At 70.1% G+C, this 24,664-nt stretch carries 25 protein-coding genes; 4 read left to right on the forward strand and 21 right to left on the reverse strand.

Going from position 1 to position 24,664, the window contains the following annotated elements; all coding sequences use genetic code 11:
• Positions 1–19 precede the first annotated feature (19 nt).
• Complete coding sequence (locus CLT68_RS00950; protein ID WP_099848176.1) at positions 20–868, reverse strand: 3-hydroxyacyl-CoA dehydrogenase family protein; 849 nt, start codon at positions 866–868, stop codon at positions 20–22.
• Between the two features lie 145 nt (positions 869–1,013).
• On the reverse strand, positions 1,014–2,456 hold the full coding sequence (gene murA, locus CLT68_RS00955) for a UDP-N-acetylglucosamine 1-carboxyvinyltransferase (RefSeq protein WP_099848178.1): 1,443 nt from the start codon (positions 2,454–2,456) through the stop codon (positions 1,014–1,016).
• On the opposite strand from murA, the gene CLT68_RS00960 reads away from it, so the two are divergent.
• Positions 2,455–3,027, forward strand: coding sequence for a cob(I)yrinic acid a,c-diamide adenosyltransferase (locus tag CLT68_RS00960; protein ID WP_088949907.1), 573 nt, complete (start codon positions 2,455–2,457; stop codon positions 3,025–3,027). The two genes, murA and CLT68_RS00960, sit on opposite strands and share 2 nt — an antisense overlap.
• Before the next feature lie 355 nt (positions 3,028–3,382).
• On the opposite strand, the gene CLT68_RS00965 is transcribed toward CLT68_RS00960, so the two are convergent.
• The 13 genes from CLT68_RS00965 to CLT68_RS01025 all read right to left on the reverse strand — a co-directional run bounded on the left by CLT68_RS00965 (position 3,383) and on the right by CLT68_RS01025 (position 14,367).
• A complete protein-coding gene (locus tag CLT68_RS00965) occupies positions 3,383–3,838 on the reverse strand; it encodes a DUF2550 domain-containing protein (RefSeq protein WP_088949908.1) in 456 nt (151 codons plus the stop codon).
• A gap of 12 nt (positions 3,839–3,850) precedes the next feature.
• On the reverse strand, positions 3,851–4,132 hold the full coding sequence (locus tag CLT68_RS00970; protein ID WP_099848180.1) for a F0F1 ATP synthase subunit epsilon: 282 nt from the start codon (positions 4,130–4,132) through the stop codon (positions 3,851–3,853).
• An 88-nt stretch (positions 4,133–4,220) separates the two neighbouring features.
• On the reverse strand, positions 4,221–5,357 hold the full coding sequence (locus CLT68_RS00975) for an LCP family glycopolymer transferase (RefSeq protein ID WP_099848182.1): 1,137 nt from the start codon (positions 5,355–5,357) through the stop codon (positions 4,221–4,223).
• Between the two features lie 228 nt (positions 5,358–5,585).
• On the reverse strand, positions 5,586–7,022 hold the full coding sequence (gene atpD, locus CLT68_RS00980; protein ID WP_099848184.1) for a F0F1 ATP synthase subunit beta: 1,437 nt from the start codon (positions 7,020–7,022) through the stop codon (positions 5,586–5,588).
• Positions 7,022–7,951 (reverse strand): F0F1 ATP synthase subunit gamma, encoded by a 930-nt coding sequence (locus tag CLT68_RS00985; protein WP_099848186.1) that lies wholly within the window; start codon positions 7,949–7,951, stop codon positions 7,022–7,024. The genes atpD and CLT68_RS00985 overlap by 1 nt, the downstream gene beginning before the upstream one ends.
• 4 nt (positions 7,952–7,955) lie before the next feature.
• Positions 7,956–9,608: a F0F1 ATP synthase subunit alpha gene (gene atpA / locus CLT68_RS00990; protein WP_099848188.1), complete on the reverse strand. Its 1,653-nt coding sequence runs from the start codon at positions 9,606–9,608 to the stop codon at positions 7,956–7,958.
• A 90-nt stretch (positions 9,609–9,698) separates the two neighbouring features.
• Positions 9,699–10,520: a F0F1 ATP synthase subunit delta gene (locus CLT68_RS00995; protein WP_099848190.1), complete on the reverse strand. Its 822-nt coding sequence runs from the start codon at positions 10,518–10,520 to the stop codon at positions 9,699–9,701.
• A complete protein-coding gene (locus CLT68_RS01000; RefSeq protein ID WP_099848191.1) occupies positions 10,520–11,050 on the reverse strand; it encodes a F0F1 ATP synthase subunit B in 531 nt (176 codons plus the stop codon). The genes CLT68_RS00995 and CLT68_RS01000 overlap by 1 nt, the downstream gene beginning before the upstream one ends.
• A gap of 31 nt (positions 11,051–11,081) precedes the next feature.
• A complete protein-coding gene (gene atpE / locus CLT68_RS01005) occupies positions 11,082–11,309 on the reverse strand; it encodes an ATP synthase F0 subunit C (RefSeq protein ID WP_099848193.1) in 228 nt (75 codons plus the stop codon).
• 92 nt (positions 11,310–11,401) lie between these two features.
• Positions 11,402–12,223, reverse strand: coding sequence for a F0F1 ATP synthase subunit A (atpB, locus tag CLT68_RS01010; RefSeq protein ID WP_099848195.1), 822 nt, complete (start codon positions 12,221–12,223; stop codon positions 11,402–11,404).
• Positions 12,224–12,445 carry a hypothetical protein gene (locus CLT68_RS01015; protein WP_099848197.1) on the reverse strand — a complete coding sequence of 74 codons (222 nt, stop codon included), beginning with the start codon at positions 12,443–12,445 and terminating at the stop codon, positions 12,224–12,226. It lies immediately after the preceding gene.
• Positions 12,446–12,637: 192 nt separating this feature from the next.
• The gene (locus tag CLT68_RS01020; RefSeq protein ID WP_099848199.1) at positions 12,638–13,084 is read right to left on the reverse strand and encodes a hypothetical protein; all 447 of its coding nucleotides are present in this window, start codon (positions 13,082–13,084) and stop codon (positions 12,638–12,640) included.
• Complete coding sequence (locus CLT68_RS01025) at positions 13,081–14,367, reverse strand: serine hydroxymethyltransferase (protein WP_199176960.1); 1,287 nt, start codon at positions 14,365–14,367, stop codon at positions 13,081–13,083. The genes CLT68_RS01020 and CLT68_RS01025 overlap by 4 nt, the downstream gene beginning before the upstream one ends.
• Positions 14,368–14,402: 35 nt before the next feature.
• Here CLT68_RS01025 and CLT68_RS01030 point away from each other — a divergent pair, with 35 nt between their 5' ends.
• Positions 14,403–15,866: an SDR family oxidoreductase gene (locus CLT68_RS01030; protein WP_088949920.1), complete on the forward strand. Its 1,464-nt coding sequence runs from the start codon at positions 14,403–14,405 to the stop codon at positions 15,864–15,866.
• Between the two features lie 12 nt (positions 15,867–15,878).
• On the opposite strand, the gene CLT68_RS01035 is transcribed toward CLT68_RS01030, so the two are convergent.
• From CLT68_RS01035 to prmC, 4 genes are all read right to left on the reverse strand, one after another.
• Positions 15,879–17,993, reverse strand: a complete 2,115-nt coding sequence (locus CLT68_RS01035) for a transglycosylase domain-containing protein (RefSeq protein ID WP_099848203.1) — start codon at positions 17,991–17,993, stop codon at positions 15,879–15,881.
• 107 nt (positions 17,994–18,100) lie between these two features.
• Complete coding sequence (locus CLT68_RS01040) at positions 18,101–18,712, reverse strand: arsenate reductase/protein-tyrosine-phosphatase family protein (protein WP_099848205.1); 612 nt, start codon at positions 18,710–18,712, stop codon at positions 18,101–18,103.
• The gene (locus CLT68_RS01045; protein WP_088949923.1) at positions 18,713–19,360 is read right to left on the reverse strand and encodes an L-threonylcarbamoyladenylate synthase; all 648 of its coding nucleotides are present in this window, start codon (positions 19,358–19,360) and stop codon (positions 18,713–18,715) included.
• On the reverse strand, positions 19,360–20,307 hold the full coding sequence (gene prmC / locus CLT68_RS01050) for a peptide chain release factor N(5)-glutamine methyltransferase (RefSeq protein ID WP_099848207.1): 948 nt from the start codon (positions 20,305–20,307) through the stop codon (positions 19,360–19,362). The genes CLT68_RS01045 and prmC overlap by 1 nt, the downstream gene beginning before the upstream one ends.
• A gap of 71 nt (positions 20,308–20,378) precedes the next feature.
• On the opposite strand from prmC, the gene CLT68_RS01055 reads away from it, so the two are divergent.
• A complete protein-coding gene (locus tag CLT68_RS01055; RefSeq protein WP_099848209.1) occupies positions 20,379–21,926 on the forward strand; it encodes a GGDEF domain-containing protein in 1,548 nt (515 codons plus the stop codon).
• A 117-nt stretch (positions 21,927–22,043) separates the two neighbouring features.
• On the opposite strand, the gene prfA is transcribed toward CLT68_RS01055, so the two are convergent.
• Together prfA and rpmE are read right to left on the reverse strand one after the other, a co-directional pair.
• On the reverse strand, positions 22,044–23,132 hold the full coding sequence (prfA, locus tag CLT68_RS01060; protein ID WP_099848211.1) for a peptide chain release factor 1: 1,089 nt from the start codon (positions 23,130–23,132) through the stop codon (positions 22,044–22,046).
• 126 nt (positions 23,133–23,258) lie between these two features.
• Positions 23,259–23,483: a 50S ribosomal protein L31 gene (gene rpmE / locus CLT68_RS01065; RefSeq protein WP_030333150.1), complete on the reverse strand. Its 225-nt coding sequence runs from the start codon at positions 23,481–23,483 to the stop codon at positions 23,259–23,261.
• Between the two features lie 276 nt (positions 23,484–23,759).
• Between rpmE and CLT68_RS01070 the strand changes: the two genes are divergently transcribed.
• Positions 23,760–24,656 carry a phosphatase domain-containing protein gene (locus CLT68_RS01070; RefSeq protein WP_099848213.1) on the forward strand — a complete coding sequence of 299 codons (897 nt, stop codon included), beginning with the start codon at positions 23,760–23,762 and terminating at the stop codon, positions 24,654–24,656.
• Positions 24,657–24,664: the final 8 nt, after the last annotated feature.

Below are 24,664 nucleotides of genomic sequence, written 5' to 3' on the forward strand. Positions count from 1 at the left end.
CCCCCTTTCCATGTCCCGCTCAGTACGTGTAGAAGCCCTTGCCGGTCTTGCGGCCCAGGTCGCCCGCGGTGACCATGCGCTGGAGCAGCTCCGGCGGGAAGAACTTCTCGTCGGCCGTGTCGGTGTAGATGTTCTTCGAGGCGTGCAGCAGCACGTCCACACCGGTCAGGTCGGTGGTGGCCAGCGGACCCATCGCGTGCCCGAAGCCGAGGCGGCAGGCCGTGTCCAGGTCCTCGGCGGACACCACGCCGGACTCCACCAGCTTGACCGCCTCCATCACCAGGGCGGAGATCAGCCGGGTCGTGACGAAGCCGGCAATGTCCCGGTTGACCACCACCACCGTCTTGCCGATCTCCTCGGCGAAGGCCCGTGCGGTGTCCAGCGCGGCGTCGCTGGTCTTGTAACCGCGTACCAGCTCGCAGAGCTGCATCATCGGCACCGGGGAGAAGAAGTGGGTGCCGACGACCGACTCGGGTCGCTCGGTCACCGCGGCGATCTGGGTGACCGGGATGGCCGAGGTGTTGGTGGCGAGCACAGCGTCTGCCTTGCAGATCTTGTCCAGGGCACGGAACACCTCGTGCTTGATCTCCAGCCGCTCGAAGACCGCCTCGACCACGATGTCCGCGTCCGCCGCCGCCTCCAGGTCGGTGGTCGGGGTGATCCGGGCCAACGTCGCCTCGACCTCGGACGCCTCGATCCTGCCCTTCTCGGCGAACTTCTCCAGCGACTTCCGGATGCCGCCCAGCCCCCGGGTGGTGGCCGCGTCGTCCAGGTCGCGCAACGTCACCTGCCAGCCGGCCTGCGCCGCCACCTGAGCGATGCCGGAGCCCATCAGCCCGGCCCCGACGACCGCGAGTCGACCCGCCATCTACTTCTCCCTCGCTGCGATTGAGTGCCTGCAAACACCCTAGTCGGCGAGCCTGAACGATGGCTAAGGGGCGTCCGGGAGGTGCCTCCCGGCAAAGCGGCGGTCCGGCGCCGTTGCCCGGCCCGCCGTGCGACCTCCCGGCGGGTCAGATCTCCAGCGACGGTTCCTCCGGTGCGGTGCCCCGCTCGATTGCCACCCCGAGCGCGCGCAGGTCGGCCACGAAGTCCGGGTACCCCCGGTCGACGTGGTGCACGTGGGAGACCTCGGTGACACCCTGCGCGCAGAGCCCGGCGATGATCAGCCCCGCGCCGGCGCGGATGTCGGTGGCCCGCACCGGCGCACCGGACAGCCGACCCCGCCCACGGACGACTGCGTGATGCCCATCGGTCTTGATGTCCGCACCGAGCCGCATCATCTCGTTGGCGAACATGAACCGGCCGTCGAAGATGTTCTCGGTGATCAGAGAGGCGCCGTCGCTGACCGCAGCCAGCCCGATCGCCATCGGCAGCAGGTCGGTGGCGAAGCCGGGGTACGGCAGCGTCACCACGTCCACCGCCCGGGGCCGCTCGTCCATCCGTACGCGGAAGCCGTCCCCCCTGGTCTCCACCAGGCCACCGGCCGCCATCACCTTGTCCAGCGCGACCTCCAGGTACGCGGGGTCCAGCCCCGTCACCGTCACGTCTCCCCGGGTCATCGCCGCGCCGAACGCCCAGGTGCCGGCGACGATCCGGTCCCCCACCGTGGCGTGGCGCACCGGGCGCAGACCGGGGACCCCGGTGATCCGCAACGTGGACGTGCCAGCGCCGACGATCCGCGCGCCCATCTCGTTGAGCATCGTGCAGATGTCGACGATCTCCGGCTCGCGGGCCGCGTTGTCGATCATCGTGGTGCCCTGGGCGAGCACCGCCGCCATCACCAGGTTCTCGGTCGCGCCGACGCTGGGGAAGTCCAACACGATGTCCGCGCCGCGCAGCCCGTGCGGGGCGGAGGCGATCACGAACCCGTGTTCACCGGAGATCTCCGCGCCCATCCGGGTCAGCCCGGAGATGTGCATGTCCAGCCCCCGTGACCCGATGGCGTCGCCGCCGGGATGGGCCACCCGCACGTACCCCCGGCGGGCCAGCAGCGGACCGAGCACACAGATCGAAGCGCGCAATCGCCGGACCAGGTCGTAGTCGGCCTCGGCACCAGGCTGCTCGGGCACATCGATGGTCACCGAGCGGGACCGGGCCACCCCACCGCGGGCGACCATCGGGTCGACCGGGTCGTCCGCGTCGAACCGGACCTCGCAACCCAGCCGGCGCAGCACCTCCCCCATGATCGCGATGTCGGTGATCCGCGGGACGTTCGTGATCACGCTGCGGCCCGGCGCGAGCAGCGCGGCGGCCATCAGCTTCAGCGCCGAGTTCTTGGCGCCGACCACGTGCACGGTGCCGGCCAGGCGGGCGTCACCGTGGACCCGGATGACGTCGACGTCGTTGACCGCCGTGTCGCCCGCGTCGCCGGGGCCTACCACCACAGGCCAACTGGCGGAGCTGTCCGGCCGCGCCGGGATCGTCAGGTCGGGAATCCGTAGGCTGTGCGTCATGGCCGTCCACCTCACGCGCATCTACACCAAGGCCGGCGATGCCGGCATGACCAGGCTGAGCAACAACGAGCAGGTGCCGAAGACCGATCCACGCATCGCCGCGTACGCGGATGTCGACGAGTGCAACGCGGCGATCGGCGTCGCGATCGCCATGGGCGAGCTCGACGAGGTGCTGCGGGGAGTGCTGGGGTCGGTGCAGAACGACCTGTTCGACGTCGGCGCCGACCTGTCCACCCCGGTCGAGCCGGAGCCGAAGTACCCGCCGCTGCGGGTGACCGAGGAGTACGTCGAGCGCCTGGAAGGCTGGTGCGACGAGTACAACGCACGCCTGAGCAAGCTCGACTCCTTCATCCTCCCCGGCGGCACCGCGGGCGCGGCGCTGCTGCATGTGGCGCGAACCATCGCCCGGCGTGCCGAACGGGCGGCGTGGGCGCTGGTCGCCCACGATCCGGACCGAACCAGCACGCTCCCGGCAAAGTATCTCAACCGGCTCTCCGATCTGCTCTTTATCCTGTCAAGAACGGCAAATCCGGCGGGAGACGTGCTATGGGTGCCAGGCGGCAAGCGCTGACCAGAGGGCTCTGCACCACGTCGAGCAGTGACTTCCCGATCTGACCGCCCCCACGCCTACCTGAACCGAGCAGGCGTCGTGGTCGACTCGGGTTCAAGAAAAACGGGGCATCCAGACCAGCAGGACACCCCGAAATCAACAAAGTCGAGTCGATCACCAGCGACGCAGAAGGCGGAACCCAGCCTCACCGGTAACGGCAGGTGACAAGAACCGCGCCAGAACGACGCAGGGTGCCCAAGAAGGGTTTCCGGGGAGCCCGCCCGGCGCAGGGATCAAGCCTGACCGCCCGGAGCCGGGCGGGCTCCCCGGAAACCCCAAGGACGACCAAAGGCGGCCTCAGCAGCCACAGCAGTCCTCAGGCAGCCGGCCAGTCCTGGGAGGCCAGACGTGGCGAGACCGCCCCCGGAGGGGCGGCCTCGAGCCAGGAGAGGAAACCGGTCACGGTCGACCGCGCCATGGCGATCTCCACCGGTGCGTGGTGACTGGTACAGCGGAGGATCACCCAGTCGGCCGGCATGGAGAGCCGTTCCTGACCTTCGGGCAATCGGCGGCGCTCCACCGCCAGCCCCTTGCGCGACAGCACGCGCTTGGGGCGGATCGCGAAGCTGAACATCCGGTACCAGCGAAGCTCGTCATCGGCGAACCGACCGAAGCCGGGCGACCAGCCGCGGCCGTCGAGCATGGTGGAGACCCGGACGCTGAGCCGGATGATGCCACCGCTGCGGGTGACCAGAGCTCGCCGGACGAAGAGAATGAAAAGCGCGCCGAGGATGACGACTACGCCGATCCCGAACCCTTCGACGATCTCCATCCCCGGTGTGACTCAGCGGCTCGGCGCGGAAACCGGGGTTGCGCTCTCGGCCAGCACGGTGACACCGTCGGCGCTCACCGAGAGGAAGCCGCCGGCCACCTCGTAGGTGACCTGCTCACCACCGGCCAGCTTGATGCGCACCTGGCCGGGCTCGGCGAGCTGGCCGAGCAGCGGCGCGTGCCCCGGCAGAACACCCAGCTCGCCCTCGGTCGTACGAGCGACGACCATCTCGGCGTCACCCGACCAGACCTTTTCCTCGACGGCGACGAGCTCGACGTGAAGCTGCTGTGCCACGCTGTCTCCTTGCTGCGGCTACGGATTGCCGAAAGTCTAGCCTGACGCCCATGCGCGCCCCACGCGGGTGGGAAGAACCGCGCCCCGACTACTTGGTCTTGTTCAGGAAATCCGGGTGCTCCAGCAGGAACGGGTCGAGCTGCTCGTTCTTCAGCGCGGCGAAGAAGTCCGGAACCCCCTCCTGGAACTCCTCACCCAGGTATTTCTTGCCGTCGTACTTGCCACCACCGGGCAGTTTGATCATCTGGATAGTGTTGGGGCGGATGTCCTTCAGGGCGAGCCCGAAGTCAACAACACTGTTGCCCCGTCCGTTGAAGATCAGCGACTGCCCGGCGGCGCGGAGCACCTTGTCCAGCTTGATCGGATTGGACACCACGTCGGCGCTGAACGCCTGGCCGACCATGGCCTTGACGAACTGCTGCTGGTGGCGCTGCCGGCCGTAGTCGGAGTCCGGAACGCCGTTCTTCGGGTAACGCTGCCGAACGTAGTCCAGCGCCTGCCACCCACTCAGGTGCTGGTTGCCCTTCTTGTAGACCGCCTGCGGCCCGACGTAGCCCTCGCCGCGAGTGTTGCCCGGCCGGGCCTTGCCGTCCGGCTGCTTGTGCTCGGACTTCACTTCCCGCTCGATGTACATGTTGACGCCACCCATGGCATCGACGATCTTCTGGAAGCCGGTGAAGTTGATGATCGCGCCAGCGTCGAACCGCTTGATGCCCGTCACGTTCTGCACGGTGGTGGCCAGCAGCTCGAAGCCCCGGGCGGCGTCGGGGTTCGCCCCCGGCACCTGGCTGCCGAACGACATGGCGGCGTTGATCTTCGTGGACTCGCCCGCGAAGTTGGCCTTCTTGAACGCCGGGATGTGCACGTAGAGGTCGCGCGGCAGTGAGAAGAGGTAGGCCCGGTCCATCGTCGCCGGCACGTGCAGCACCATGATCGAGTCGGCCAGCGGCGCCGCCGTCGCCGTACGCGGGTCGATGCCGACCAGCAGGATGTTGAGCGGGCCCTTGATCTCGCTCTTCTTCGCCTGGGCACCGGCCGCCTGGTCGCCGAACAGGTCCGCCTTGCCCACCGCCCCCTCGTAGCGGGCCATGAGCACCTCGGTGCCGACCAGCACGGCACCGCTGAGCACGGTCAACACGGTGCCGAACACCGTGCAGATCCTGGCCCAGCGCGGCACACCCCGCCAGACAGACGACTTGCGGCCACTCTTGCCGGCCTTACCCACGAGTTCTCCGTTCGTTACGCCCCACGGGAGGAAGACGGGCGCACGTCGCCGAAAGGTTGCAAAGATCAAAGCTCTTTCACATAAGAGCGCGGAACGAACGTATCTCGGGTGGCTCGTCTGTGCCGACCACGAGTAACGGACCGCGACGATGATAGGACGCGAACGTGAACAAAAGACTGCCCCGGCATTGCCGGGGCAGTCTCTTTGTTGCAGATCCGATCGAGCTGGTCAGTCCTTCATCAGCTCCGCAGCCTTGGCCTCAAGGTCCTCGAGACCGCCGCACATGAAGAACGCCTGCTCGGGGAAGTGATCGTACTCACCCTCGCTGATCTTGCGGAACGCCTCGATGGTCTCCTTGATCGGGACCGTCGAGCCCGCCACGCCGGTGAACTGCTCCGCGGCGTACGTGTTCTGCGAGAGGAAGCGCTCGATCCGCCGGGCCCGAGCCACGGTGATCTTGTCTTCCTCGGAGAGCTCCTCGATACCGAGGATGGCGATGATGTCCTGCAGGTCGCGGTAGCGCTGCAGGATCCGCTTCACCTCGGTGGCGACCTGGAAGTGCTCCTGGCCGACGAACTCCGGGGCGAGGATCCGGGACGAGGACGCCAGCGGGTCCACGGCCGGGTAGATGCCCTTGTCGGAGATCGACCGCTCCAGGTTGGTGGTCGCGTCCAGGTGGGCGAACGTGGTGGCCGGAGCGGGGTCGGTGTAGTCGTCCGCCGGCACGTAGATCGCCTGCATCGACGTGATGGCCTGGCCCCGGACGGAGGTGATCCGCTCCTGGAGCTCGCCCATCTCGTCGGCCAGGGTCGGCTGGTAACCCACGGCGCTCGGCATACGGCCGAGCAGGGTGGACACCTCCGAACCGGCCTGGGTGAAGCGGAAGATGTTGTCGATGAAGAGCAGCACCTCCTGCTTCTTCACGTCCCGGAAGTACTCCGCCATGGTCAGCGCGGAGAGGGCCACCCGCAGCCGGGTGCCCGGCGGCTCGTCCATCTGGCCGTAGACCAGCGCGGTCTTGTCGATGACGCCGGACTCGGTCATCTCGGCGATGAGGTCGTTGCCCTCACGGGTGCGCTCACCCACGCCGGCGAACACCGAGGTACCACCGAAGTTACGGGCAACACGGGTGATCATCTCCTGGATGAGCACCGTCTTGCCCACGCCCGCGCCGCCGAACAGACCGATCTTGCCGCCCTTGACGTACGGGGCGAGCAGGTCGATCACCTTGATGCCGGTCTCCAGCATCTCGGTCTTCGGCTCCAGGTCCGCGAAGGCCGGGGCCTTGCGGTGGATGCCCCACCGGTCGTCGGCCTCGAACGTCTCGCCCTCTTTGAGGTTGAGCACCTCGCCGATCGCGTTGAACACCTTGCCCTTGACCGCGTCGCCCACCGGCACGGTGATCGGCTCGCCGCGGTCACGCACCTCAGCGCCGCGAACCAGGCCGTCCGTCGGCTGCATCGAGATGGCACGGATCAGGTTGTCACCCAGGTGCTGGGCGACCTCCAGGGTCAGCGTCTTCTCACCGCCGGACAGCTTCACGTCAACGTTGAGCGCGTTGAACAGGGCCGGCATGGCGTCGCGCGGGAACTCGGCGTCGACGACCGGGCCGATGACCCGGACCACGCGACCCGTGGCCGTCTTGGTCTCTACTGGTGCAGTCATCACACTTCACTTCCCGACGCGGCCAGCGCGTTGGCGCCGCCGACGATCTCGCTGATCTCCTGGGTGATCCCGGCCTGGCGAGCCGAGTTCATCTCGCGCGTGTACTTCTCAATCATCTCTTCGGCGTTGTCGGTGGCGCTCTTCATCGCCCGCCGCCGTGCCGCCGACTCACTCGCCGCCGACTCGATCAACGCCGCGTAGATCCGCGTGTTGATGTACCTCGGCAGGAGCGCGTCGAGCAGCGCCTCCGCCTCCGGCTCGAACTCGTACGCCGGCAGCAGCCCTTCGGAGCGCGGCCGGTCCTCCACCTGCATCGGACCGATCACCTTGGTGACCGGGTTCTGCGTCATCAGCGAGTGGAACTGGGTGTAGACGATGTGCAACTCGTCGACGCCGAGCACCCCGTCCGCTCCGGCACCGCCGTCGACGTCGTCGGCACCGGCCGTGAACGCCTTGATCAGCGTCTCACCGACGGCGCGGGCGTCCTCGAACGACGGCTGCTCGCTGAACCCGGTCCAGTTGGCCTCGATCGGGCGTTCGCGGAACCGGTAGAACCCGACGCCCTTACGTCCGATGACGTAGAGCACCGGCTCCTTGCCGTCCGCCTTGAGCCGCGCGATCAGCGACTCCGCCATCCTGATCGCGTTGGAGCTGTAACCGCCGGCCAGGCCACGGTCGCTGGTGACCAACAGGACGCCGGCCCGCCGCACCCGCTCGCGCGGGGTGAGCAGCGGGTGGTCGATCCGCGCGTTGGACGCGAGCGCCGTGAGCACACCGGTGATGGCCTGGGCGTACGGCAGGGACGCCTGCACCCGGGCCTGAGCCTTGGCGATCCGGCTCGTCGCCACGAGCTCCATCGCCTTGGTGATCTTCTTCATCGACTTCGCCGAGCGGATCCGTTGACGAAGAACGCGTACCTGGGCCGCCATCAGATCAGCTCTCGGCCGGGCGGTCGGTCGCGCCGTCGCGGAAGCGGGTCACCGTCTCGCGGCTCTCGTCGCCCTCAAGCGGTGCGGCCGGCGCGTCGTTGACCCGACGCTCGTCCTCCTTGTTGAGGAAGACCTGCTTGAACTCGGCGATCGCCCTGTCCAGGGAGCCGATGATGTCATCGTTCCACTGGTTGTCGGCGATGCCGGCCAGCACACCCTCGTGCTTGTGCCGCAGGTACTGGAGGAACTCCGACTCGAAGCGCCGGACCTCACCCACCGGGATGTCGTCCAGCTTGCCCTCGGTGCCGGCCCAGACCGAGACGACCTGCTCCTGCACCGGGAACGGCGAGTAGTTCGGCTGCTTGAGCAGCTCGACCAGGCGCGAACCGCGGTCCAGCTGGGCGCGGGAGGCCCGATCCAGGTCGGAGGCGAAGGCGGCGAACGCCTCCAGCTCGCGGTACTGCGCGAGGTTGAGCCGCAGCGAACCGGCGACCTTCTTCATCGGCTTCACCTGCGCGGCGCCACCGACCCGGGAGACCGACGTGCCGACGTTGATCGCCGGACGGACGCCCTGGTTGAACAGGTCGGTCTCCAGGAAGATCTGGCCGTCGGTGATCGAGATGACGTTGGTCGGGATGAAGGCAGAGATGTCGTTGGCCTTCGTCTCGATGATCGGCAGACCGGTCATCGAGCCGCCACCCAGCTCGTCGGAGAGCTTCGCGCAGCGCTCCAGCAGGCGGGAGTGCAGGTAGAAGACGTCACCCGGGTACGCCTCACGGCCCGGCGGGCGACGCAGCAGCAGCGACACAGCCCGGTACGCCTCGGCCTGCTTGCTCAGGTCGTCGAAGACGATCAGGACGTGCTTGCCGCCGTACATCCAGTGCTGCCCGATGGACGAGCCGGTGTACGGGGCGAGGTACTTGAAGCCGGCCGGGTCGGACGCCGGGGAGGCGACGATGGTGGTGTATTCCATCGCGCCCGCCTCCTCGAGCTGCCCCTTGATGGAGGCGATCGTGGAGGCCTTCTGGCCGATGGCGACGTAGATGCAGCGAACCTGCTTCTTCGGGTCGCCGGTGCGCCAGTTGTCCCGCTGGTTGAGGATGGCGTCCAGGGCGACCGTGGTCTTACCGGTCTTCCGGTCACCGATGATCAGCTGCCGCTGACCCCGACCGATCGGGGTCATCGCGTCGATGGCCTTGATGCCGGTCTGCAGCGGCTCGTCGACGGACTGACGGGACATCACGTTCGGAGCCTGCAGCTCCAGCTCGCGGAAGCCCTCGTTGGCGATGTCGCCGAGCGCGTCGATCGGATCGCCGAGCGCGTTGACCACGCGGCCGAGGAAGGCGTCGCCGACCGGAACGGAGAGAACCCGCTCGGTGCGCTTGACGCGCTGCCCCTCCTCCAGCTTGGCGGAGTCACCGAGAACGACGACACCGATCTCCCGGACGTCGAGGTTCAACGCCACGCCGAGCGTGCCGTCCTCGAACTCCAGGAGCTCGTTGGTCATGGTCGAGGGCAGGCCCTCGACGTGGGCGATACCGTCACCGGTGTCGGCGACGGTGCCGACCTCCTCGCGGGAGACGTCGGGCGAATAGGAGGAGACGTAGCGCTCCAGGGCGCCGCGGATCTCCTCCGTCGAGATGGTCAGCTCGGCCATCCTCTGCTTCCTTAAAATTCAGGGGCCCGGGATACCTAGTACCGACCGGTCCGAATGGCGTCTGTCATTCAGGTGCTTCGCGGGGAGCCGTCAGCGCTTGGCGAACGCGTTACGAGTCTCCTTGAGCCGGCGCAGGATCGTCCCGTCGTAAAGATCGGAACCGACCCGGACGCTCATACCGCCCAGGATCTCGGGGTCGACCGTCTGCTTGACGTCGACCTGTCGACCGTATAGCTCTGCAAGCCGAGCGCCCAGCCGTTGCTCCTCCGCGTCATCCAACGGGGCGGCCACGGTCACGTACGCGACCTGCCGGTCCCGCCGGTCGGCGGTGAGCTCGACCAGTCGGGTGAGCGCCCCACTGAAGGAGCGCCCGCCGAACCCGGAGAGTGCCACCTCGGTCAGGCGGACCGTCACCGGGTGGGCCTTGCCCTCCAGCAGTTCGCGAACCAGCCCGGCGCGCTGGGCGACCGGCGCGATCGGGTCGGTCAGCAGGGTGGCGAGTTGCGGCTGCCCGGCGACCAACTGACCGAACCGGAACAGCTCGTCCTCTACCTCACCGAGATCACCGGTGGCGTCGGCGCTGGCCAGCAGCGCTTCGACGCCGAGCCGCTCGGTGCCGTCGAGCAACTCCGACGGTGCCGACCAGCGGCTGGCGACCAACGCGCTGGTCAGGTCGAGTGCCTGCCCGTCGAGCTTGCCGCGCAGCATGGTGCCGAGCAGGCTGGCGCGATCCTCGCCGGACCGTGCCGGGTCGGCGAGCGCCCGGCGCAGCCGCACCTCTCGCCGCAGCAGATCAGCGACGGAGAGGACGCCGTCGGCGGTGGCGGCGACCGCCTGCGGCTGTGCGCCGCGGGTGTACGCCTCCAGCCGCTCGACGGCCGCCTTGTACGACTCCCGGCCGGCGGCGTGCATCAGCGGGCCCCCGCGCTCTCAAGATCGGTGAGGAAGCGCTCGACGGTGCCCTTGCGACGGGTCTCGTCGGCGAGCGACTCCCCGACGATCCGGCTGGCCAGATCGACCGCGAGGCCGCCGACCTCCGCGCGCAGGTCACGCACGATGGTGGCCCGCTCGGCGTTGAGCTGCTCCTTGCCGGCGGCGACGACCCGCTCGGACTCCTCCCGCGCCTTGGCGAGGATGTCCTGACGGATCCCCTCGGCGTCGGAGCGGGCGTCGTCGCGAATCTTGGCGGCTTCGGTACGCACCTCGGCCAGCTGCGCGCGGTACTGCTCGAGCAGTTGGTTCGCCTCAGCCTGCGCTGCCTCGGCACGCTTGAGGCCACCCTCGATCGCGTCGACCCGCGCCTGATACATCGCCTCCATGCGCGGCATGACGTACTTCAGCAGCACAAAGACAAGCAGGGCGAAGGAAATGGTCCCGATGACCATTTCTTGCCAGATCGGCAGGATCGGGTTGTGCTCGACACCTTCAGCGGCGTTGAACATGTCAGACCTCCGGGTCGCGTGGTGCGAAGTGTCAGCCGCCGACAGCGAAGGCAAGCACCAGGCCGAAGAGCGCGAGCGCCTCGACCAGGGCGAAGCCCAGGACGAGCCAGGTGCGGTTGAACGCGGCGGACTCCGGCTGGCGGGCGCTCGACTGGATGTAGGCCGCGAAGACCAGGGCGACACCGATACCGGGGCCGATGGCGGCGAGGCCGTAGCCGATGGTGTTGACGCTGCCTTCGATAGCGGCAATAACCTGCATTGCGGGTATTCCTCCTAGTTCACACGTGAGTTTTCACGCGTACGCGGTCGTTACCAGAAGCTTGGTCGGGCCGGACGACCCGCCGAGCCCGATCAGTGCTCGTCGGCCAGCGATGACCCGATGTAGTTGGCGGTCAGCGTGACGAAGACATACGCCTGCAGCGCCGCGACCAGCAGCTCGAAGAAGGCCATCACGATCGCCATCACGAAGGAGAAGACCGAGGCGGCCTGGATGAAGATGCTGTCCGAGGCCAGCAACACGAACCCACCGACGGTGAAGACCAGCAGGAGCAGGTGGCCCGCGAACATGTTGGCGAAGAGCCGGAGCGCCAGGGTGACCGGCCGAACGATGAAGTTCTGTAGCAACTCGATCGGGATCAGCAGGAAGTGCATCGGCCACGGGACGCCGGGCAGGATCAGGCTCTGCTTCAGGTATCTACCAAGGCCGTGCTTGCGGATGCCGATGTAGATGTACATCACGTACGAGATGAGCGAGAGCACGATCGGGAAGGCGATGTGCGAGTTGGGCGAGATCTGCAACCCGGGCACGATGCTGAAGACGTTGGTCAGCAGGATGAAACTGAACAGCACCGTGAAGTAGGGCGCGAAGCGGATGCCCGCGTTGCCCATCTGCTCGCGGGCGATGTTGTCCCGGACCAAGCCGTAGACCGACTCCGCATACCACTGGGCCTTACCGGGGACCAGCTTGGGCTTCCGGTAGGCCAGCATGAAGAAGATGATCAGCAACGCGACCGCGAGCCAGACCATGATCCCGAACTTGGTGACCCAGGGGCCGGCCACGTTCGGCGGGTAGAAATCTCCGACGCTGGGGGGCCAGGGAAGCCCCTCGGCGGCGACGAGCTGTCCACTCACCGTGTCATCCTCCGCACTCGACAGACCCGCGCGTGCTGGCACTCAAGCACTGAGCCTCTTCATGATCAGGTAGATCGCTCCGGCTGCGCCGAAGATCATGCCCGTGGCGATCCCGATGCCCGTCGGAAATCCAAAGAGGCGTCCGGCGAGCCATCCGAGGAAGCCCCACACCAGGATGCCGGCGAGGAGATAGCCCAGAACGGTGCCGGCAACGCCCTCCGATGAGTGCTCATCGGACTTCTTGGGGGAAAGGTCGTCGGCCATGACGCCGCGAACAATATCAGCCGGGGCGCGTCGGGGTGTGCGGCACCCCCCACACTGCGGGCAGCGTGCGGGCCGTACTACGGGCGCGTCAACCGTCGCCAAGGCTACTCCCGTCGAGTCTCTCTGAGCAGCCCGACAGAGCCGGAAAATAGCCGACTAATCGTCCGTCGGGGAGCCCACCGTCGGACCCGCTCAGTCGCGTTGCGCCTCGAAGGTCGGCATCGGAGACCGCAACGCCCAGGTCAGGTGAGCTCCGGTCCATACCACCACGGCCGCGATGACGGCCATGCCCATGACCCGCAAACCACCCCAACCGGTGGCCGCGATGGCCGCCATGGTCAGACCGAGGATCACGATCTTCACACCGTAGGTGACCAACCCGACAGACATGATCATGCGGGGGTTGATGGCGTCCGCCCAGGCAACGGAGAGCCCGGAGATGAGATAGCTCACCACCACCAGCGCAATCCCGGCCGCCGCTCCGGCGGCGCCCTCGGCACCCTCCAGGACCGCCGCGAGCGGGACCGCCAGTATCGCCAGCACCGCACAACTCAGCAGCGTAAGGCGGAGGTACGGCAGCCGAACCCGGATCGCGCCCGGCTCACCCGCCCGTGGCTCCTCCGTCCGTGGCTCGCTCATCGGGGGTACGCCGGGAACGTCGCGACCAGCTCGGCCACCTCGGCACCGATCCGGGTCAGCTCGTCGGCACCGCCCGGTGCTCCGGGATCGGTGCGCACCACCCGTGCGATCAGGGCGGCCACCTGCCGCAGCTCCCCCTCCCGCATGCCCTGGGTGGTGACGCTCGGCGTGCCCACCCGGATGCCGGAGGCCACCATCGGCGGCTGCGGGTCGTACGGGATGGCGTTCTTGTTGAGAGTGATCGACGCGGCGTCGCAGCGTCGCTCGGCCTCGGCGCCGGTCACCCCCAGCTCCCGCAGGTCGATCAGGGCCAGGTGGGTGTCGGTGCCACCGGACACCGGGCGCATACCCTCGTCGGCCAGCCCGGCGGCGAGCGCCTGGGCGTTGGTGACCACCTGCCTGGCGTACGTCTGGAACTCCGGCTGGGCGGCCTCGCGCAACGCGACCGCCTTGGCCGCGACCGCATGCATCAGCGGGCCACCCTGGGTGAACGGGAAGACCGCCTTGTCGATGCGCTGGGCCAGCGACTCGCGGCACAGGATCATGCCGCCGCGTGGGCCCCGCAGCACCTTGTGGGTGGTGGCGCAGACGACGTCGGCGTACGGCACCGGTGACGGGATGGCCCGGCCGGCGACAAGGCCGATGAAGTGCGCGGCGTCCACCATCAGGTAGGCGCCCACCTCGTCGGCGATCTCCCGGAACCGGGCGAAGTCGATCAGCCGGGGGTACGCGGTGGCACCACAGATGATCAGCTTGGGTCGGTGCGTCCGCGCCAGGTCCCGTACCTCGTCGTAGTCGATCTGCTCGGTGTCCGGCCGGACCGGATAGCCGACCGGGTGGAACCACTTGCCGGAGAAGTTCACCCTGCTGCCGTGGGTGAGGTGCCCGCCGTGCGGCAGGTCCATCGCCAGCACCGTGTCACCCGGCTGCACCAGCGCGGCGTACGCGGCCAGGTTGGCGCTCGCCCCGGAGTGCGGCTGGAGGTTGGCGTGCTCGGCCCCGAAGAGCTCCTTGGCCCGGGCGATGCCGATCTCCTCGGCCCGGTCCACCTCGGCGCAGCCGCCGTAGTAGCGCCGGCCCGGGTAGCCCTCGGCGTACTTGTTGGTCAGGGTCGAGCCGAGCGCGGCCAGCACCGCCGGCGAGGTCAGGTTTTCGCTGGCGATGAGCTGCAGGCCGCCCCGCAACCGGTCCAGCTCGCCGAGGACCACCGCGGCGATCTCCGGGTCGGTGGTCCTGAGCTGCGCGAAATCCGGCCCCCAGAAGGTACTCGTCTCGGTCTCCACAGCCGATGAGTCTAGGGGGCCGCACACTGGGACCTGTGAGATGCCTCGTCACGGGAGCTACGGGATACATCGGCGGGCGGCTGACGCCGCTGCTACTGGCCGACGGGCATACCGTCCGCTGCCTCGCCCGCAAGGCGGTCCGGCTGCGGGACGTGCCCTGGGCCTCGGCGGCCGAGATCGTCGAGGGGGACCTGAGCCGGCCGGAGACGCTGCCCGCCGCGTTCGCCGACGTGGACGTCGCGTACTTCCTGGTGCACTCGTTGGGCCGGCCCGACTTCGAGGAGGCCGACCGCACGGCGGCGACCAACTTCGCGGCGGCGGCCCGCGCTGCCGGCGTACGCCGGATCGTCTACCTGGGTGGGCCGGAACCGGCGTCCGACGCGGAGGTCCCGTCCCCCCACCTGCGGTCCCGGGCCGAGGTGGGCCGGATCCTGCTGGCCAGCGGGGTGCCGACGGCGGTGTTGCGGGCCGCGGTGATCATCGGATCCGGCTCGGCGTCGTTCGAGATGCTGCGGTACCTGACCGAGCGGCTACCCGCCATGATCACCCCGCGCTGGGTCCACAACCGGATCCAACCGATCGCGGTCCGCGACGTGCTGCGCTACCTGGCCGGCTCCATCGCGCTTCCGCCGGACGTCAACCGGGGCTTCGACATCGGCGGGCCGGACGTGCTGACCTTCCTCGACATGATGCAGCGCTACGCCCGGGTGGCCGGGCTGCGCCGACGGATCATCGTGCCGGTCCGCGCGCTCACCCCGTCGCTCTCGTCGCACTGGGTCGGCCTGGTCACCCCCGTGCCGAATGCCATCGCCCGTCCCCTGGTGGAGAGCCTGATCCACGAGGCGGTCGCGCACGAGCACGACATCGCCCGGTACGTGCCGGACCCACCCGGTGGGCTGACCGGCTTCGACGACGCGGTGGCGCTGGCGCTCGCCAAGGTGCGTGATGCCCAGGTGGAGACCCGTTGGTCGAACGCGAGCGGCCCGGACGCGCCCGCCGAGCCGTTGCCCACCGACCCGAAGTGGTCCGGCGGCACCGCCTACACCGACGTCCGCGAGAGGGTGGTGGACGCCCCACCGGCGGCGCTCTGGCGGGTTGTCGAGGGCGTCGGCGGGGAGCACGGCTGGTACTCGTTCCCGCTCGCCTGGTCGATCCGCGGCTGGCTGGACCGGCTGGTCGGCGGGGTCGGGCTGCGTCGGGGCCGACGCGACCCGCACCGCCTCCAGGTCGGTGAGGCGCTGGACTTCTGGCGGGTCGAGGAGATCGTCCCGGGCGAGTTGCTCCGGCTGCGCGCCGAGATGCGGCTGCCCGGCCGGGCCTGGCTGGAGATGCGGGTGCTGCCAACTGACGACGGCCGCAGCCGCTACCAGCAACGCGCGGTCTTCCTGCCACGCGGGCTCAGCGGCCACGCCTACTGGGGGTCGGTGGCGCCCTTCCACGCGGTGGTCTTCGGCGGGATGGCCCGCAACATTGCGCGCAACGCCGAACAGGCCCCCTGATCCCCGCAGGTCTCAGTTGCCGGTGCGGGCTCCGGTGACCTGGAGGGCGGTTCGTTCGCTCGGCGGGACGAAGTCGCGTACCGGTTGGTCGCGCAGGGCGACGGCGAGCACCTCGCCGACCGCGTCCACCATCCGAGCCTGCACCGCCTGGCCGACCGCGTCCCGGGGATCGTCCGGGTTCGCCGCCATCGAGGCGACCGCCAACTGCGGCGTGAACGCCACCACGGTCTCCGTCTCGTACCGCTCCGAGCTGCCGGTCTTGCCGGCCACCGGACGGCCGAGCCGCGCGCGCAGCCCCGGTGCGGTGGCGCCGTCGCAGCGCCCGTACATCGACTGGTCGCCGACCGGGCAGCGCGCCGCGTCGGTGGCCGCCCGGGCCACGTCGGGGTCGAGCACCTGCCGGCAGTCCGGCTTGGCGGCGTCGACCGGCCGGCCGCCCGAGTCGGTGATCGAGACCACCGGCAGCGGTGCGCACCAGGTCCCCTCGGCCGCCACCGTGGCGTACGCGGTGGCCAGGTCCAGCGGCGTCGTCGCGGCCACGCCCAGGGTGAACGGGCCCCAGTTCTTCGCGCCGTAGCGGGCCAGCTTGGCGTCGGAGTCGGCCCGCAGCACGATGCCGAGCCGCTCGGCCATCTCCACCACCCGGTCGGCGCCCACCTTCTCGGTGAGCCAGGCGAAGTACGTGTTCACCGAACGGCCGAACGCGCTCCACATGGTGCGGGGGCCGTCCATCGACGAGGGGCTGGCGTTCGTCGGGCACCAGTGACCGTCACAGCTCGCCGCCCCGGTGACCGGGAAGCGGGTGAGCAACTGGGTCGGCGCCACGAAGTCGGTCGACAGCGGCAGGCCGGACTCCAGCGCGGCCAGCATGGTGAAGAGCTTGAACGTCGAGCCACCCTGGTACCCCTCGATCGCCCCACCGCCGGCGACCAACTGGTTGACGGTGTTGGGGCGGTTCTTCTGCCCGACCGGGTTGTCCTGCACGCTGTAGGCACGGTTCACCGACATCGCCAGCACCCGCCCGGTGCCCGGCTGCACCACGGCGGTCGGCACCGCCTCGGCGTCCGTCGGCCGATAGATCTTCAGCACCTGCTCGGTGGTGGCCCGCTGCACCCCCGGGTCCAGCGACGACACTATCGAGAACCCGCCCCGGCGCAGCGCGCGCTGCCGCTCGTCGGCCGTCGCGCCGAACGCGGACTGGCTGCTCCACCAGCGGGTGAACCAGTCGCAGAAGAAGCCCCAGTCGTTGTGCGCCTCGGGCACCCCGGTGCAGTCGTTCGGGGTCTCACTGGGCTGAAGCTGCAACGGTTCGGCCCGGGCCGCCGCCGCCGCGTCCGCCGGCACCTGCCCCGACTCCACAAGCCGCTCCAACACGTACGACCGTCGGGCCAGCGCGGCGTCGGCGTCGCCGTTGATCGGGTCGTCGCTGTCCGGTGACCGGACCAGACCGGCCAGCAGCGCCGCCTGGGACAGGGTCAGGTCGGCCGGAGACCGGGAGAAGTAGCGCTTGCTGGCCGCCGCGATGCCGTACGCCCCGGCGCCGAAGTAGGCGATGTTGAGGTAGCGGGTGAGGATCTGCTCCTTGTCGAGCTCCCGTTCCAGCGCGAGCGCGTAGCGCATCTCCTGGAGCTTGCGCACCGTGGTGACCTCGGTGGCGGCCACCCGCTGCGTCTCGGTCAGCCGGGGGTCGCTGCTGAGCACGTTGCGGACGTACTGCATGGTCAACGTGGAGGCGCCCTGCCGCGTCCGCCCGTCCCGCTTGTTGACGGTGAACGCGCGCACCACGCCGCGCAGGTCCACGCCGCTGTGCTGGTAGAACCGGACGTCCTCGGCGGCGACGATCGCCTGGCGCATCACCGGGGCCACCTCGTGCAGCGGCACGTCCACCCGGTCCTCCTGGTAGAAGGAGGTGATCAGGGTGGTGCCGTCGTTGGCGTAGAGGTTGGAGCGCTGGGCGGTCGGCGGCGTACGGAGCGTGTTCGGCAGCTCCGAGTACGGCGTGGACAGGTTGCTGAACCCGATCCCGAACGCCAGCGCCGCCGGCAGGGCAGCTGCGGCCAGCACCAACCCGGCCAGCACTCCGGCGATCACCACGGTCAGCAGTTTGTCGAGATGGGCCCGGATCATCAGCTCTCCCCGCAGGAGCCGGTCACGCTAGGACCCGTTCAGGATGACCCGAAAAGCCCCTTTCGCCCCTGGTTTTCCCCAAACCCGGAGGAAACTCGCACCAAGGCTCAGGGCAGCAGTGCGCCGGCCAGCGGGTGCACCGTCTCCTCGATCTCGTCGGCGACCCGGCTGAAACACTGGTCACCGCGACCCCACGGGTCGTCCAGATCATCGGTCGGCAACGCCGAGGCGCCCAACCGGACGTCATGGGCCGCAGCCACCAGAGCCACACCCCGGGCGTAAACGGCCTCCGGGGTGGCGTCACCCGGCGGCAACGCGGTGGCGTCCACCGCGGCCAGCAGCCGGCCGAACTCCCCCAGCACGAACGTGCGGGCCGCCGCGTCCGGCCGCAGCGCCACCACGTACTCCTGCTGGTCCGCCGTGGCGGTCAGGACCAGGTCGGCGGCGTCGATGTGGTCCGAGCGCAACTTACGGGCGGCGAACCCCTCGACGTCCCCACCCCGGCCGTTCACCTGCCGCGCCGCCGGCGGGTTCATCTCCTCGCCCGCGTGCCAACCACCCGTCCCGGCGCTGTGGCTGTGCACCAGCTCCTCGGCCCGGGCCGGGTCCTCCGCACGCCGCGTCAACCGCTCCCGCACCGCCAAGGCGAGCAGCCGCTCCGCCATCGGCGAGCGGCAGATGTTGCCCATGCACACGTGCAGCACCGTGAACGGGGGCACTCAGACCGCCCGACCGTCGATGAGGTCCGGTACGACATCGCGCAGCTTCTCCAACGGGATCGCCCCCGCCCGCAGCAGTTGCGGCACCTCACCGGTCAGATCCACGATCGTGCTGGGCACCGGGTCCGGGCAGGGCCCGGCCTCCAGGTAGGCCCGCACCGAGTAGCTGAGCTGGTCACGCGCCTCCTCGGCGGTCACCGCGGCGGGCTGGCCGGTCTTGTTGGCCGACGAGACCGCCATCGGGCCGGTCTCGCGCAGCACCTCCAGCGCCACCGGGTGCAGCGGCATCCGCACCGCCACCGTGCCCGTCTTGTCGCCCAGATCCCACTGGAGGCTCGGCGAGTGCTCGACGACGATCGTCAGGGCACCCGGCCAGAACGCCTCCACGAGGTCCCGTGCGGCGGTGGGCAGCGAGAAGACCAACCCGTCCAGGGTGTGCCGCGAGCCGATCAGCACCGGCGGCGGCATCTGCCGACCCCGGCCCTTGGCATCGAGCAGCGCCTTGACCGCGTACGGGGTGAACGCGTCCGCGCCGATCCCGTACACGGTGTCCGTCGGAAGGACGACCAGCTCGCCGTTCTTGACCGCCTCGATCGCCGCAGCGATGCCGCGGTCCCGATCGGCGGGCGACCGGCAGTCGTAGAGCATCACGGGGAGTCAGTCTGCCACGCCGCCCCGATCGGGGCGTGCTGGCCGTCCGCCCGTCGGGACGCGGTGGCGAAGCGGGGCCGTCCGGTGAGGTCCCGATGCTCCGTGACAGCGCTGAACCCGCCGTGCCCGGCGAGCAGCCCGGGCACCGCCGCGCCGTGTGTGTCGTCGTGCTCCACCCCGAACGCGCCACCGGGGCGCAGCAACGCCGCCGCCCGGGTGACGACCGGCCGGATCACCGCCAGACCGTCCGCGCCGCCGAAGACCGCCTCCGCCGGGTCGTGCCCGGCCACCTCCGGCGGGACCACCACGTCGTCCGGCACGTACGGCGGGTTGCAGAGCAGCACGTCCACTCTGCCCACCAGGTCCGCCAGCAGATCCGGCGCTGTCACGTCGGCCTCGACCACCTCGATCGGCCGGTCCCCCGCCGCGGCCCGCTCCGCCGCGTTGCGCCGCAGCCAGGCCAACGCCGCCGGGGACCGCTCCACCGCGATCACCCGCGCCCCCGGCAGCTCCTGGGCGACCGCCAGCGCGATGGCGCCCGAGCCGCTGCACAGGTCGACCACCACCGGGTCGGGCCGGCCCTGGGCCTGCTCGACGCCCCACCCGGCCAGCAACTCGGTCTCCGGCCGGGGCACGAAGACACCCGGACCGACCAGCAACTCAAGGTGACGGAACCCGGCCCGACCGGTCAGATGCTGCAACGGTTCCCGCCCGGCGCGACGACGCGTCAGGTCGTCGAGCCGCGCCAGCTGGTCGTCGCTGAGGTCGTCGGCGAGCGCCAGCCGACCCCGGGGCACCCCGAGCACGTACGCGGCCAGCAACTCGGCCTCCACCCGGGCCGAGCCGACCCCGGCGGCGGCGAGCACCCGGGCCGATCGGGCCACTGCGGCGGACGGACGGATGGGGCCTGTCCCTCCGGGGGGGTGTTGCGGCAGAGTACTCACGACATAATCATGAAGCGTCGCGGGCGACGCGACGAACAGGTGCGCCCAGGCGCACGGCAGGAGGTTGGCGGGTGGGCTGGCTCGACCGGGTCGATGACCAGGTTGATGTCCTCACGCACGCCCGTGCACTGCAGGAGGCCAGCCGTTCCGCGGAGTCGTACGTCCTGCTGGAGCGTGTGATCCGCACCACGGCCGACCCGGCCGCGCGAGCGGACGCGCTGGTGCAGCGCCTCTCCGCACTGATCAATCTCGGTCGGACCGCGGAGTTCACCCGGGCCATCGAGGAGGCGTCGGCGGCGGTTCGCGACCTCGCCGAGCCATACCTGCACGGGCACCTCAACGCGCTGGCCGCGCTCGCCGCCCACCACCAGGGCGCACTGGACCGCTGCGTCATGCACCTCGTCCGAGCCGCCCGCGCCCTGGGCGCGGTGGAGGACCCGGACCGGGACACCGCCTGGGGTTGGCACGACCTGGCGATGGCCTACAGCTACCTCAGCTTCCACGGTTACGCCCTCGGCGCCATCGAGCGGGCCCGTCAGCTCGGGCTGACCGCCGGCATCCCCGAGGAGACGTTCGCCGCCCCGGGCATCCGGCTGCGCAACGCGGTGGCACTGGACCACAACGGCGACAGCGACGGATGCCTGCGGGTGCTCCGGGACGTGGCCGCCGACCTGGCCCGCTTCGTCCGCACCGGGCGGGCCGGCCAGCTCCGCCCGAGCAGCCTCGCCGCTTACGGCTACGCGGCGGCTCGGCAGGCCGCGCTCGGCGACCAGGTGGCGACCACCGGGGAGGCCGAGCCGTCCCGGTTGATTAGCCACGGCGGGGACAGCGCCCGCGCCCGCGACATGCGGCAGCTCGGGCAGGTGTGCCTCGCCGTGGCCGCCGGGCGGCCGATCGAGGCGGTCACCCGGTTGGACACCGTGCACGTTTCCACCGAGACGCTCGGAGCGGCCGAGCCGGCCCGGCTGCGCAGCATCGCGCTGACCCGCGCCGGAGACCACCCGGCGGCGCACCGGGCCGACCGCCTGGCGTTCCGGCTCGCCGCCCAACGCAACGACCGGCTGCGGGACGTCTACATCGACGGCATCGCCGCCCGCATCGACCACGAGGAGATGCGCCGCGAGGCGGCGCGGTTCGAGGGCGAGGCGTTGACCGACCCGCTCACCGGGCTGCCCAACCGACGCCGGCTGGAGCGGTACATCACGGCAGTGGTCACCCGGGGCGAGCGGGTCGTGATCGGCGTCTGCGACCTGGACGGCTTCAAGGCGGTCAACACCCGGCACGGCCACCACTCCGGCGACCTGGTGCTCCAACGCATCGCCGGGGTGATCAACCGGGTGATGCGCCGGGGCGACTTCGTCGCCCGCTACGGCGGTGACGAGTTCGTCGTGGTGCTGCCGGACACCGGCATGACCGAGGCCGCCGAGGTGGCCCGCCGGATCGAGGCCGCCGTCCGACTCGAGGACTGGGAGTCGCTGGTGCCGGGCACGCCGGTCGGGGTGAGCATCGGCTTCGCGGAGGTCTCCGGCGGCAGCGGGCTGCGCGACGCGCTCAGCGTCGCCTTCGAGCTGGCCGACCGGGAGATGCTGCGCGCCAAGTCCCGTCCCCGCGCGAGCTGACCGCCAGGGCTCGCGTCGATCAAGAACTTGTGGTGCCTCACCAAAGGCCCACGATGTGACAAACCACCCACCACAATCCCATGATCGACGGCGACGGGTCGCCGTCGGCCGGGCTGCTCAGCGGCGGGTCAGCTCGGTGTCGCCGGCCAGCCGGGCGGCGCGGTCCGCCTCCGTCAGGGCGTCCAGCACCCCGTCCAGCTCGCCGGCGAGCGCCAGGTCGAGGTTGTACGCCGTGTAGCCGATCCGGTGGTCGGTGATCCGGTTCTGCGGGTAGTTGTAGGTGCGGATCCGCTCCGAGCGGTCCACCGTGCGCACCTGGGCCTTCCGGGCGTCCGAGGCGGCGGCGTCGGCCTGCTCCTGGGCGGCGGCCAGCAGCCGGGCCCGCATGATCCGCATCGCCTGCTCCCGGTTCTGCAACTGGGACTTCTCGTTCTGGCAGGAGACGACGATGCCGGTCGGCAGGTGGGTGATCCGCACCGCCGAGTCGGTCGTGTTGACCGACTGGCCGCCCGGGCCGGACGAGCGGAACACGTCGATGCGCAGGTCGTTCGCGTCGATGGTGACGTCGACGTCCTCGGCCTCCGGCAGCACCAGCACCCCGGCGGCGGAGGTGTGGATCCGGCCCTGCGACTCGGTGACCGGGACACGCTGCACGCGGTGCACGCCGCCCTCCCACTTGAGTCGGGACCAGACGCCGCTGCCGCCCTCCGGCACACCCTTGGTCTTGATGGCGAGCGAGACGTCCTTGACCCCGCCGAGGTCGGAATCCTGCGCGTCGATCACCTCGGTGACCCAGCCGTGGCGCTCGGCATAGCGGGTGTACATCCGCAGCAGGTCGCCGGCGAACAGCGCCGACTCCTCGCCACCCTCGCCCGCCTTGATCTCGACGATCACGTCCTTGGCGTCGTGCGGGTCGCGCGGGATGAGCAGCTCGGCGAGGCGTTCCTCCAGCACGGGCAGGGTCGCGGCGATCGACTCCGCCTCGCTCGCGAAGGACGGGTCCTCCGCGGCAAGCTCGCGGGCCGCCACCAGGTCGGCGCGGGCCTGTTCCAGCTCGTCGGCGGCCTTGTGCAGCGGCACCAGCTCGGCGTAGCGGCGGCCCACCCTGCGCGCGGTCGCCTGGTCGGCGTGGATGGCCGGATCGGCCAGCCGCTTCTCCAGCTCCGCGTACTCGTCGAGGAGGCCGGCCAGACGCTCGCTGCTCATGCTGCGGATGCTCCTTCGACGGTGCGAGCCGGGAGAGCCGGAAGGCCGGCGGCCGGGCGGAAACTGGGAGAAATGCGGACGGCGCCCGCATCCGGCAAAAACCGGACGCGGGCGCCGAACGTGGAACTACTTGGCCTTCTTGGCCTGAACCTTGGCGTACTTCTGCTGGAACTTCGCGACCCGGCCGGCGGTGTCGAGAACGCGCTGCTTACCGGTGTAGAACGGGTGGCAGGCGCTGCAGGTCTCGGCGTGGATCGCCCCGCCCTTGGCGGTGCTGCGGGTCGTGAACGTGTTGCCACAGGAGCAGCTGACCTCGGTGGTCACGTACTCCGGGTGGATGTTTGCCTTCATCGCCTCGGTCCTCTCGTTGGTGGTCGCCGGGTCGCCGTCATCGCTCGTCGCGCCGTACGCGACGGGCTCGGGCGTGAACCGGAACCGGTGGCCGATTGACCAGTGTGCCATGGGCCTGAGCCGACCCGGTAATCGGGCCGCACACCTCGTCCGGCATCGTCAACACGTGCCTACCCGTCCGCATTCCCACCGCCCGACGGGGCATTCGTCGACCCGGCGGACCGCCGCCAGGTACCCCGCAGGGGGTACGCACGCCGAGCCGGAGGTGCGACGTCGATGACCCGCCTGATCGCCACCCGGGGACTGCCCGCCTCGGGTAAGACGACGTTCGCCCGCACGCTCCAACCCTCCGTGGTCCGGGTCAACCGGGACGACCTGCGCCGGATGCTGCACGGCGAGCGGCTGTTCACCCAGTGGGCCGAGGCCCAGGTGACAGTCGTCCAGCGGGCCCAGGTCGAGGCGTTGCTGCGGGCCCGCGCGGACGTCTGCGTGGACGACACCAACCTGCGCTCACGGACGCTGCGTGACTGGGCCGAGCTGGCCGCCCGCCACGGCGCGGACTTCGAGGTGCACGACTTCACCGACGTGCCGCTGGCCGAGTGTCTGCGCCGCGACGCCGCGCGCCCGGCCGCCGAACAGGTCGGCGCCGAGGCGATCCGTCGACTGCACGAGCGGTACCTGGAGGGGCGGACCCTGCCGTTGCCGGTGCCGCAGGCCCGCACCGGACGCCCCGCCGTCGTGCACCCGCCGTCGACCGAGCCACCCGAGATCGTGCTGGTGGACATCGACGGCACCGTCGCGCTGGCCGTTTCCCGCAGCCCGTACGACATGACCCGGGTGGGCGAGGACGAGCCGAACACGGCGGTGATCGCGGCGGTCCGGGCGATGCACGCGGCCGGGTACGGGGTGGTCTTCTGCTCCGGGAGGGACGCCTCCGCCCGAGCGGCCACCGAGGCGTGGCTGGCCCGGCACGTCCGGATCCCCTACCTCGGCCTGCACCTGCGTGCCGTCGGCGACTCCCGGAAGGACTCGATCGTGAAGCGGGAGATCTACGACCGGGAGATCAAGGACCGATACCGGGTGGCCGGCGTCTTCGACGACCGTGTCCAGGTGGTCCAGATGTGGCGGGCCCTCGGGCTGACCGTCTTCCAGGTGGCCGACGGCGACTTCTGAGGGGTCCG

This window comes from Micromonospora sp. CNZ299 (assembly GCF_002754415.1).

What these genes read in the sequence shown, in the direction of transcription:
- CLT68_RS00950 (WP_099848176.1), bottom strand. Translation starts at nt 868, where the DNA reads ATGGCGGGTCGACTCGCGGTCGTCGGGGCCGGGCTGATGGGCTCCGGC.
- CLT68_RS00960 (WP_088949907.1), top strand. Translation starts at nt 2,455, where the DNA reads ATGGCCGTCCACCTCACGCGCATCTACACCAAGGCCGGCGATGCCGGC.
- murA (WP_099848178.1), bottom strand. Translation starts at nt 2,456, where the DNA reads ATGACGCACAGCCTACGGATTCCCGACCTGACGATCCCGGCGCGGCCG.
- CLT68_RS00965 (WP_088949908.1), bottom strand. Translation starts at nt 3,838, where the DNA reads ATGGAGATCGTCGAAGGGTTCGGGATCGGCGTAGTCGTCATCCTCGGC.
- atpD (WP_099848184.1), bottom strand. Translation starts at nt 7,022, where the DNA reads ATGACTGCACCAGTAGAGACCAAGACGGCCACGGGTCGCGTGGTCCGG.
- CLT68_RS00985 (WP_099848186.1), bottom strand. Translation starts at nt 7,951, where the DNA reads ATGGCGGCCCAGGTACGCGTTCTTCGTCAACGGATCCGCTCGGCGAAG.
- atpA (WP_099848188.1), bottom strand. Translation starts at nt 9,608, where the DNA reads ATGGCCGAGCTGACCATCTCGACGGAGGAGATCCGCGGCGCCCTGGAG.
- CLT68_RS00995 (WP_099848190.1), bottom strand. Translation starts at nt 10,520, where the DNA reads ATGCACGCCGCCGGCCGGGAGTCGTACAAGGCGGCCGTCGAGCGGCTG.
- CLT68_RS01000 (WP_099848191.1), bottom strand. Translation starts at nt 11,050, where the DNA reads ATGTTCAACGCCGCTGAAGGTGTCGAGCACAACCCGATCCTGCCGATC.
- atpE (WP_099848193.1), bottom strand. Translation starts at nt 11,309, where the DNA reads ATGCAGGTTATTGCCGCTATCGAAGGCAGCGTCAACACCATCGGCTAC.
- CLT68_RS01015 (WP_099848197.1), bottom strand. Translation starts at nt 12,445, where the DNA reads ATGGCCGACGACCTTTCCCCCAAGAAGTCCGATGAGCACTCATCGGAG.
- CLT68_RS01020 (WP_099848199.1), bottom strand. Translation starts at nt 13,084, where the DNA reads ATGAGCGAGCCACGGACGGAGGAGCCACGGGCGGGTGAGCCGGGCGCG.
- CLT68_RS01035 (WP_099848203.1), bottom strand. Translation starts at nt 17,993, where the DNA reads ATGATCCGGGCCCATCTCGACAAACTGCTGACCGTGGTGATCGCCGGA.
- CLT68_RS01045 (WP_088949923.1), bottom strand. Translation starts at nt 19,360, where the DNA reads ATGCTCTACGACTGCCGGTCGCCCGCCGATCGGGACCGCGGCATCGCT.
- prfA (WP_099848211.1), bottom strand. Translation starts at nt 23,132, where the DNA reads ATGAGCAGCGAGCGTCTGGCCGGCCTCCTCGACGAGTACGCGGAGCTG.
- rpmE (WP_030333150.1), bottom strand. Translation starts at nt 23,483, where the DNA reads ATGAAGGCAAACATCCACCCGGAGTACGTGACCACCGAGGTCAGCTGC.
- CLT68_RS01070 (WP_099848213.1), top strand. Translation starts at nt 23,760, where the DNA reads ATGACCCGCCTGATCGCCACCCGGGGACTGCCCGCCTCGGGTAAGACG.